This window comes from Streptomyces cahuitamycinicus, from assembly GCF_002891435.1.
Lineage (GTDB): Bacteria > Actinomycetota > Actinomycetes > Streptomycetales > Streptomycetaceae > Streptomyces > Streptomyces cahuitamycinicus.
In genome coordinates this window covers 1-8,339 of record NZ_POUC01000359.1, presented here as the reverse complement: position 1 = coordinate 8,339, position 8,339 = coordinate 1, and the positions used below count along the sequence as shown (strand labels likewise).

The 8,339-nt window shown below is 71.3% G+C and carries 6 protein-coding genes and 1 pseudogene; all 7 read left to right on the top strand.

What is annotated here, in order from left to right; all coding sequences use genetic code 11:
• Positions 1-796, top strand: a pseudogene (locus C1J00_RS32975) (hypothetical protein); the annotation flags it as partial.
• Positions 797-966: 170 nt separating this feature from the next.
• On the top strand, positions 967-1,809 hold the full coding sequence (locus tag C1J00_RS32970; protein ID WP_102912644.1) for a nitrilase-related carbon-nitrogen hydrolase: 843 nt from the start codon (positions 967-969) through the stop codon (positions 1,807-1,809).
• The gene (locus C1J00_RS32965; RefSeq protein WP_102912643.1) at positions 1,806-3,092 is read left to right on the top strand and encodes an aspartate aminotransferase family protein; all 1,287 of its coding nucleotides are present in this window, start codon (positions 1,806-1,808) and stop codon (positions 3,090-3,092) included. The genes C1J00_RS32970 and C1J00_RS32965 overlap by 4 nt, the downstream gene beginning before the upstream one ends.
• Positions 3,093-3,120: 28 nt before the next feature.
• Positions 3,121-4,686, top strand: coding sequence for a PucR family transcriptional regulator (locus C1J00_RS32960; RefSeq protein WP_102912642.1), 1,566 nt, complete (start codon positions 3,121-3,123; stop codon positions 4,684-4,686).
• 155 nt (positions 4,687-4,841) lie between these two features.
• Positions 4,842-5,684 carry a nitrilase-related carbon-nitrogen hydrolase gene (locus C1J00_RS32955; protein ID WP_102912641.1) on the top strand — a complete coding sequence of 281 codons (843 nt, stop codon included), beginning with the start codon at positions 4,842-4,844 and terminating at the stop codon, positions 5,682-5,684.
• Positions 5,685-5,763: 79 nt separating this feature from the next.
• Positions 5,764-7,167: a dihydropyrimidinase gene (gene hydA, locus C1J00_RS32950; RefSeq protein WP_102912640.1), complete on the top strand. Its 1,404-nt coding sequence runs from the start codon at positions 5,764-5,766 to the stop codon at positions 7,165-7,167.
• Positions 7,168-7,178: 11 nt separating this feature from the next.
• Positions 7,179-8,201, top strand: coding sequence for a TIGR03842 family LLM class F420-dependent oxidoreductase (locus C1J00_RS32945; protein WP_102912639.1), 1,023 nt, complete (start codon positions 7,179-7,181; stop codon positions 8,199-8,201).
• Positions 8,202-8,339 lie beyond the last annotated feature (138 nt).

Sequence of the window (8,339 nt, the reverse complement as noted above, 5' to 3'; positions counted from 1 at the left end):
CGACTCCGCCTCAGCCGCTCCCGAAGCCCCGGCGCCCCCACCTCCCACCCCCAAGCAGCGCAAACGCCGTCGTGGCAGTGCTCGCTTCGCCGGGATGGCGGACGAGGTCGCCGCAGCCGTCGCCGTGCCGCCGACGGCTGACGCGCCGGTGCTGCCCGCGCCCGCCCCCGCGAGCACCGGCCGTACCCCACGCGGCGCGCGGTTCGCCGGGGCCGTCGGGGAGGCGGTGGTGGAGCGCCCGGCGCGGGAGGCCGGCGCGGCCGGGGCCGGGGACGTGGCCGAGGTCGGACGGACTGTCGACCTGCTGGCCCGGCTGCGGAGCGAAGGGCGCAGCGGGGAGGCCCACGCGCTGCTGACCGAGGTCGCCTCGTGGGAGCCCGCCCGGTTTCCGCTGCTCGTGGAGCGGCTGCACGTCGCCGGCCTGGACGCCGACTGGCAGACCCTGCTGTGGGAGGCCGCCTCGCTGCCCGCCGGGCGGCTGGTCGCCGCCGCCGACGCACTGGTCGCGGCCGGGCGGGCGGAGGACGGGCAGCACATGCTGCGGCAGGGGATCGCACGGCCGCCCGGCGAGGTCGGGGACGCCGTCCTCGGCCTGGCCGCCGAAGGGCGCCACCGCGAGGTGCGCGTGCTGCTCGACGCCTACGTGCGGGCCCGAACCCCCGAGGAAGCCGCCCGCAGCGCCGAACCCGACCCGCGGCGTCTCGTACCGCTCCTCCTGGAGGCCGCGCGGGGCGTGTCGGACGAGTGCAGCTGGGATCTCGTGCACGCCCTGCGGGTCGCCGGATTCGCCGCCTGACCGGCGACGTCACGCCCCGGGCGGCTCACCCACAGGAGTGTGAATCGCGCAATGCCCCGCGGGTTGGCGACGATGGTCTTGGCAACCCCGTGCCAGAGGCTTACGTTCGTGGCTCTACGGCCCGCTTCTACGGGCGTAGAGGCGCAGACGTCGCGTCGAAGGAGCAGCTCATGGCCAACGTCGTACGTGCCGCCCTGGTCCAGGCCACCTGGACCGGCGACACCGAGTCCATGGTGGCGAAACACGAGGAGCACGCCCGCGAGGCGGCCCGCCGGGGCGCGAAGATCATCGGTTTCCAGGAGGTCTTCAACAGCCCCTACTTCTGTCAGGTCGAGGAGCCGGAGCACTACCGCTGGGCCGAGCCCGTCCCCGACGGGCCGACCGTGCGACGGATGCGGGCGCTCGCGCGCGAGACCGGCATGGTGATCGTCGCGCCGGTGTTCGAGGCGGAGCAGCCCGGCTTCTACTACAACACCGCGGCCGTGATCGACGCCGACGGCACCTACCTCGGCAAGTACCGCAAGCACCACATCCCGCAGCTCAAGGGCTTCCGCGAGAAGTTCTACTTCAAGCCCGGCAACCTCGGCTGGCCCGTCTTCGACACGGCCGTCGGCAAGGTCGGGGTCTACATCTGCTACGACCGCCACTTCCCGGAGGGCTGGCGCCAGCTCGGCCTGGCCGGGGCCCAACTGGTCTACAACCCCTCGGCCACCCACCGCAGTCTGTCGTCGCACCTGTGGCGGCTGGAGCAGCCCGCGGCCGCCGTCGCCAACGGGTACTACATCGCCGCGATCAACCGCGTCGGGCAGGAGGAGTACGGGGACAACGACTTCTACGGCACGAGCTACTTCGTCGACCCGCGTGGGCAGTTCGTGGGGGACGTCGCCAGCGACAGCCAGGAGGAGCTCGTGATCCGGGATCTGGACATCGACCTCATCGAAGAAGTGCGGCAGACGTGGGCCTTCTACCGCGACCGCCGTCCCGACGCCTACGAAGGGCTGGTGCAGCCGTGACCAACGACCTCCTGGGCCGCCACCGGGCCGTGCTCCCGGACTGGCTCGCCCTCTACTACGAGGAGCCCCTGGAGATCACCCACGGGGAGGGCCGCCACGTCTGGGACGCGCAGGGCAACCGGTACCTCGACTTCTTCGGCGGCATCCTCACCACCATGACGGCGCACGCGCTGCCCGAGGTGACCAAGGCGGTGAGCGAGCAGGCCGGGCGGATCGTCCACTCCTCCACCCTGTACCTCAACCGCCCGATGGTCGAACTCGCCGAACGCATCGCGGCGTTGAGCGGCATCCCGGACGCCCGCGTCTTCTTCACCACGTCGGGCACCGAGGCCAACGACACCGCCCTGCTGCTGGCCACGGCGTACCGGCGCAGCAACACCGTCCTGGCGATGCGCAACAGCTACCACGGCCGCTCCTTCAGCGCCGTCGGCATCACCGGCAACAGCGGCTGGTCCCCGACCTCCCTCTCCCCGCTCCAGACGCTGTACGTGCACGGCGGCGTGCGCACCCGTGGCCCGTTCGCCTCCCTCGGCGACGACGACTTCATCGCGGCATGCGTCGACGACCTGTTGGACCTGCTCGGCCACACCCGCGCACCGGCCGCGCTGATCGCCGAGCCCGTCCAGGGCGTCGGCGGCTTCACCGCACCACCGGACGGGCTGTACGCCGCCTTCCGCGAGGTGCTGCACGAGCGCGGCATCCTGTGGATCGCCGACGAGGTGCAGACCGGCTGGGGCCGCACCGGCGAGCACTTCTGGGGCTGGCAGGCCCACGGCCACAACGGGCCGCCCGACATCATGACCTTCGCCAAGGGCATCGGCAACGGCATGTCCATCGGCGGGGTCGTCGCCCGCTCCGAGATCATGAACTGCCTGGACTCCAACAGCATCTCCACCTTCGGCGGCACCCAGATCACCATGGCGGCGGGCCTCGCCAACCTCAACTACCTGCTGGAGCACGACCTCCAGGGCAACGCCCGGCGCGTCGGCGGCCTGCTCATCGAACGGCTGCGGGCCGCCGCCGCGCACGTTCCGGCCGTACGGGAGGTACGCGGCCGGGGGCTGATGATCGGCATCGAGATCACCAGGCCCGGGACCGACGAGGCCGATCCGCAGACGGCCGCGGCCGTCCTGGAGGCGGCCCGCGAGGGCGGCCTGCTGATCGGCAAGGGCGGTGGCCACAACACCAGTTCGCTGCGCGTCGCCCCGCCGCTGTCCCTCAACGTCGCGGAGGCCGAGGAGGGCGCCGCGATCCTCGAGAACGCTCTGCGGAGCATCCCGTAGCAGTGCACTGAGCAAGGGGCCCGCCACCATGACCATCACACTGGATTCCCTGGAGCCCGCCCTGTCGGTCAGGCAGGTCCTCACCCTGGAGCGGGTCCTCGCCGGGGAACCCGAGGTGGTGGCCGGCGCGAGCCATCTCGACCGGGCGGTGCGCTGGGTGCACGTCGCCGAGGCCGCCGACGTGGGAGTGATGCTCACCGGCGGCGAGATGGTCCTCACCACCGGAGTGCTGCTCGCCGGCGACGAGGACAAGCAGGCCGAGTACGTCCGGTCGCTGCACCGCGCGGAGGCCGCCGCCATCGTCCTCGGGCTCGGCCGCGCCTTCCCCGCGGCGCCGGACGTGATGCGCCGGGCGGCCGAGCGGTGCGGGCTGCCGATGGTCGTCCTGCACCGGCCCTTCCCCTTCGCCGAACTGACCGAGGAGGTCCAGTCACGTCTCGTGCGGCGCAAGTTCGCCGCCGTCAGCCTCTCCGAGGCCGTCCGCACCGAACTCACCGCCCTCATCACCGCCGGCGCCCCGCTGCAACGCCTGCTCGACGAGGTCGCCCGGCACAGCGCCTGCCCGGTCGTCGTCACCAACCTCGCCCATCGTGTCCTCGTCACAGCGGGGGAGCGGCCCGCGGTGGACGACGTGCTGCGCGACTGGGAGCGCATCGCCCGGCAGGCCGGCGGCGTCGAGGGCGACGGCTGGATCCGGGCCGAACTGGGCGGACGCGGGGAGCGGTGGGGCCGGATCGTGCTGTGCGGCTACCGGGGCGACACCGCCACCGGACGGCTGCTGGCCGACCGCGCCGCCGAGGCTCTCGTCCTGCACCGCATGCTCGCCGGCGGCGCCGCCTGCTCCTGGGAGGAACAGTCCGCGCAGAGCCTGCTGACCGACCTGGTCAGCGGCGTCGTACCGGCACGGCAGCTGCTGCCCCGGGCCCGCGCGGCCGGGCTGCCGGTCAACCGGCGCACCTTCGTGCCGCTGGTCGTCCGTGACGGCGACCCCGCCCGGCTCGAACGCCTCCTGCGGCTGCTGGGCCTGCCCGGCCTGGTCGCCGAACTGGCCGACGGGGCCACCGCCGTGCTGCTCAGCCTGCCCCGGGACCAGGACGCGGGCGCCCTCGCCGCGCACTTCGCGACCCGGCTGCGAACCGAGACCGGCCCGGGCCACACCGTCGTAGCCGCTGCCGAAGCCCGCGCCTCCTGGGACGACGTACCCACCGGACTGCGCGAGGCCCGGCACGTCGCGGACGCCGTCGCCGACTCCTCAGCCGTGCTGGACCTCCCGCCGGTCGTGCGCCTGAAGGACGTCCACCTGCGGGGCCTGATCCGGCTGCTGCGCGACGACCCGCACGTGCAGTCCTTCGCGGAGCGCGAGCTGGACGGGCTGCTGCGCGAGACCGACGAGGACCTGCTGTCGGTTCTGCGCACCTACCTCGCCAGCGGCCGCAACAAGTCCCGCACCGCACAGCTCCACCACGTCTCCCGGCCGGCCCTGTACCGCCGCCTGGAGGCCATACAGGTCCGCCTCGGGGTGGACCTCGACGACTTCGAGCAGGCCGCCTCGGTGCACATCGCACTCCTCGCGCACGACGCGCAACAGCAGTGAGAACACGGGATCACCTGGGAAACGGCGGTGAAACATGGGTCCACGGCAGAGTGACACGGTGGCACGCCGCACGCCCTTTGACGTGACACGGTGCAACTCAACGACGACCCCGCGAGTTCCTAGGCTCACGGCACACCGAGCGACCGGAGGTCCCGATGAGCCAAGTGATCCGTGCCGCCGTCTTCCAGACCGCCTGGACCGGCGACAAGGAATCGATGATCCGGGTCCACGAGCAGGCGGCCCGCGACGCCGCCGCGCAGGGCGCCCAAGTCCTCTGCTTCCAGGAGCTGTTCTACGGCCCGTACTTCTGCCAGGTCCAGGACCCGGCGTTCTACGAGTACGCCGAGCGGATCCCCGAGGGCCCGATCGTCCGGCGCTTCCAGGCACTCGCGAAGGAACTCGGCATCGTCCTGGTGCTGCCGATGTACGAGGAGGAGCAGCCCGGCGTCCTCTACAACACCGCCGCCGTGATCGACGCGGACGGTTCCTACCTCGGCAAGTACCGCAAGACGCACATCCCCCAGGTCAGGGGCTTCTGGGAGAAGTTCTACTTCCGCCCCGGCAACTCCGGCTGGCCCGTCTTCGACACGGCCGTCGGCAAGGTCGGCGTCTACATCTGCTACGACCGCCACTTCCCGGAGGGCTGGCGCGCCCTGGGCCTCGCGGGTGCCGAGATCGTCTTCAACCCGTCCGCCACCTCCCGGGGCCTGTCCGGCTACCTCTGGCAGCTGGAGCAGCCGGCGGCGGCCGTGGCCAACGAGTACTTCGTCGGCGCGATCAACCGGGTCGGGGTCGAGGAGTACGGCGACAACGACTTCTACGGCACCTCGTACTTCGTGGACCCGGAGGCCCAGTTCGTCGGCGAGGTGGCGAGCGACAAGGAGCCCGAACTGGTCGTCCGCGACCTGGACATGGCCAAACTCCGCGAGGTCCGCGACCGCTGGCAGTTCTACCGGGACCGGGCACCGGGGGCGTACGGGCCACTGACGGCACCGTAGGCGGCCCGACAGGGGCGCGGGAACTGCGCGGACCAGCCACACACAGCCCGCACCTTCACACGGCGAGGAGCGACACACCATGAGCACTCGAACCGTCATCCGAGGCGGCCTCGTCATCACCGCATCCGACGAGATCCACGCCGACGTCCTGATCGAGGACGGCCGAATCGCCGCCCTCGCAACCTCCAGCACCCCCGCAGCAGAGGCCTTCACCGCCGAACGGGTCATCGACGCCAAAGGAAAGTACGTCATCCCCGGCGGTGTCGACGCCCACACCCACATGGAGCTGCCCTTCGGCGGCACGTTCGCCTCCGACACCTTCGAGACCGGCACCCGGGCCGCCGCCTGGGGCGGCACGACGACGATCATCGACTTCGCCGTGCAGAGCGTCGGCCACAGCCTGCGCGAGGGACTCGACACCTGGCATGCCAAGGCCGACGGCAACTGCGCCGTCGACTACGGCTTCCACATGATCGTCTCCGACGTCAACGAGCACACCCTCAAGGAGATGGACCACCTGGTCGAGGAGGGCGTCACCTCCTTCAAGCAGTTCATGGCCTACCCGGGCGTCTTCTACAGCGACGACGGCCAGATCCTGCGTGCCATGCAACGCTCCGCCGAGAACGGCGGCCTGATCATGATGCACGCCGAGAACGGCATCGCGATCGACGTCCTGGTCGAACAGGCCCTGGCCCGGGGCGAGACCGACCCGCGCTACCACGGCGAGGTCCGCAAGGCCCTGCTGGAGGCCGAGGCCACCCATCGCGCCATCAAGCTCGCGCAGGTGGCCGGCGCGCCCCTGTACGTCGTGCACGTCTCGGCGACGGAGGCGGTCGCCGAGCTGGCCCGGGCCCGCGACGAGGGACTGCCCGTCTTCGGCGAGACCTGCCCGCAGTACCTGTTCCTGTCCACCGACAACCTCGCCGAGCCGGACTTCGAGGGCGCGAAGTACGTGTGCAGCACCCCGCTCAGGCCCCGCGAACACCAGGCGGCACTCTGGCGCGGCCTGCGCACGAACGACCTCCAGGTCGTCTCCACCGACCACTGCCCCTTCTGCTTCACCGGCCAGAAGGACCTCGGCCGCGGCGACTTCTCCAAGATCCCCAACGGGCTGCCGGGCGTGGAGAACCGTATGGACCTCCTGCACCAGGCGGTCCTCGACGGGCACATCTCGCGCCGCCGCTGGATCGAGATCGCCTGCGCGTCTCCGGCCCGCATGTTCGGCCTGTACCCGAAGAAGGGCACCATCGCGCCGGGCGCCGACGCCGACGTCGTCATCTACGACCCGCACGCCGAGCAGGTCATGTCGGCCCAGACGCATCACATGAACGTCGACTACTCCGCGTACGAGGGCAAGCGCACCACCGGCCGGGTCGAGACGGTCCTCTCGCGCGGCGAACCCGTCATCACCGAGCGGGAGTACACCGGCCACGCCGGGCACGGCGTGTTCACCCCGCGTTCCACCTGTCAGTACCTCAACTAGGAGCGGCGCAGATGGACTTCGGACTCGTCCTGCAGGCAGACCCGCCGGCCTCGCGGGTGATCAGCCTGATGAAGCGGGCGGAACGGAACGGCTTCACGTACGGCTGGACCTTCGACTCCGCCGTGCTGTGGCAGGAACCGTTCGTGATCTACAGCCAGATCCTCGCCAACACCACGACCCTGAAGGTCGGGCCGATGGTGACCAACCCCGGCACCCGCACCTGGGAGGTCACCGCCTCCACCTTCGCCACCCTCAACGACATGTTCGGCAACCGCACGGTCTGCGGCATCGGCCGCGGCGACTCCGCGATGCGCGTGGCCGGCCGCAAGCCCAACACCCTGGCCCGGATCAGCGAGGCCATGAAGGTCATCCGGGACCTCGGCAGCGGACGGGAGGCCGACCTCGGCGGCGGCACCGTCGTCCGGTTCCCCTGGATCAGGCAGGGCGCCGAACTGCCCGTGTGGATGGCCGCGTACGGCCCCAAGGCCCTGAAGATGACCGGCGAGGAGGCGGACGGGTTCATCCTCCAGCTGGCCGACCTCTATCTCACCGAGTACATGGTCAAGGCCGTGAAGGACGCGGCTGTCGCCGCGGGCCGGGACCCCGCCGAGGTGACCGTCTGCGTGGCCGCCCCGGCCTACGTCACCGAGGACGACTCGCCCGAGGCGCTCGCCCACGCGCGCGAGCAGTGCCGCTGGTTCGGCGGCATGGTCGGCAACCACGTGGCCGACCTGGTCTCCAAGTACGGGGAGCACTCGGCCGCCGTCCCCGACGAACTCACCGAGTACATCAAGGCCCGCGAGGGCTACGACTACTCCCACCACGGCCGCACCGGCAACCCGGACACCCAGTTCGTGCCCGACGAGATCGTCGACCGGTTCTGCCTGATCGGCCCGGTCGAGAAGCACATCGAGAAGCTGGACGCGCTGCGCGCGCTCGGTGTGGACCAGTTCGCCGTCTACGACATGCACGACGCGCAGGAGGCCGTGATCGAGGCCTACGGATCGCGGGTGATCCCGGCCGTCAACGGCTGACCTCCGCCTTCGCACCCCCTGTGAACTCCCCCTTCCCAGCGGCTCGGGAAGGGGGCCCAGGACGCTCACCGGCGTACCCGGAGCGCACCCCCCCATCGGCGTCACCGCACGGCCTTTCCCGTCCCACCTCCCCTGATT